A 1,460-nucleotide genomic window follows, 5' to 3' on the forward strand; every position below is an offset into this window, starting at 1 on the left:
GAGCGCGCGAGGTCAACGGCATCCGCCGCGGCGAGCGTCTCGCGCGTGAGCGGCGCGCAGCACGCGCCACGCGAGGCGATGGGGAGCAGGGAGGTGATCGACATGGGCCCAGCATAGTCGCGTATTGACACTTGTCGATATAGAGGGTCATACTGGGGGTATCGATGAATGTCGATATAGTGAATTGAGGAGTACGAGATGGCTGCCATTCGAATCTACGAGCCGGCCCTGTGTTGCGAGTCCGGGGTCTGCGGAACCGACACCGACGCATCCCTGGTCACCGTGACCGCCGACGTGCGCCGGCTCAAGGACCTGGGCGCCGACATCGAACGCCACAACCTCGCCACCGACCCGACCGCCTTCACCACCGACGAGACGGTCCGCGGCTTCATGCACACCGTGGGCTCGAAGGGCCTCCCCCTGACCGTCGTCGACGGCGTCACCGTCGCGACCGGCACCTATCCGAGCCGCGACGAACTGCTCGGCTTCGCCGGCCTCGGTGACTCGTCCAACGTCGCGTCGAAGGTCGCGTCGACGGTCGCGTCGCAGGTCGAGCCGGCCCGGTCCGAGCTGGGCCTCACCGCAAAATCGGGCGGATGCTGCGGCGGCGCCTCCGGCTGCTGCTAAGCCGCCCCGATGCGATTCCTTGAGGACCCACCCCGCTTCCTGTTCTTCACCGGCAAGGGCGGCGTCGGAAAGACCTCGGTCGCCTGCGCCACCGCCCTCGACCTCGCCGGCCGGGGCAGGAAGGTGCTGCTGGTCAGCACCGACCCCGCCTCCAACGTCGGCCAGGTATTCGGCCTGACGATCGGCAACACGGTCACTCCCCTCGCGAGTGTGCCCGGCCTCTCCGCCCTCGAGATCGACCCGGAACAGGCCGCAGCGGCCTACCGGGAGCGCATCGTCGCGCCCGTGCGCGGCCTGCTTCCGGAGGACGAACTCGCTGGCATCATCGAGGGCCTGTCCGGTTCCTGCACGACCGAGATCGCGTCCTTCGACGAATTCACCGGCCTGCTCGCCGACGAAGCCGTCTTCGGGCAGTACGACCACATCGTCTTCGACACGGCACCGACCGGGCACACCATCCGCCTGCTGCAGCTGCCGGGCTCCTGGACCGACTTTCTCGAGGCCGGCAAAGGCGACCCGTCCTGCCTCGGCCCGCTCTCGGGGCTCGACAAGCACCGTTCGATGTACGCCGCCGCTGTCGCCGCGCTGACCGACCCGGCGCGTACGCGACTGGTCCTCGTCGCCCGGGCGCAGGCATCCTCGCTGGCCGAAATCGAACGCACCTACCTCGAGCTGAATCAGATCGGCATCGTCGGCGGTTTCGTCGTCGTCAACGGACTGCTGCCCGCTGCCGCCGGCGACGAGGACCTCACCCGGGCCGTCCGCGCCCGCGAGGGAGCCGCGCTGGCCGCCATGCCCGCCGCTCTCTCCCGCCTCCCGCTGGACGTGCTCGA

General features: G+C 69.2%; 2 protein-coding genes. Both read left to right on the plus strand.

The window, feature by feature from the left end; all coding sequences use genetic code 11:
* The first annotated feature begins 198 nt into the window (after positions 1 to 198).
* Positions 199 to 627 carry an arsenite efflux transporter metallochaperone ArsD gene (arsD, locus tag QN357_RS18905; RefSeq protein WP_134448243.1) on the plus strand — a complete coding sequence of 143 codons (429 nt, stop codon included), beginning with the start codon at positions 199 to 201 and terminating at the stop codon, positions 625 to 627.
* Positions 628 to 636: 9 nt separating this feature from the next.
* Positions 637 to 1,460: TRC40/GET3/ArsA family transport-energizing ATPase (locus tag QN357_RS18910; RefSeq protein WP_323505388.1), on the plus strand; the 824-nt coding region annotated here is incomplete at its 3' end.

Origin of the sequence: Cryobacterium sp. RTC2.1, from assembly GCF_035018685.1 — a bacterium.
GTDB lineage: Bacteria > Actinomycetota > Actinomycetes > Actinomycetales > Microbacteriaceae > Cryobacterium > Cryobacterium glucosi.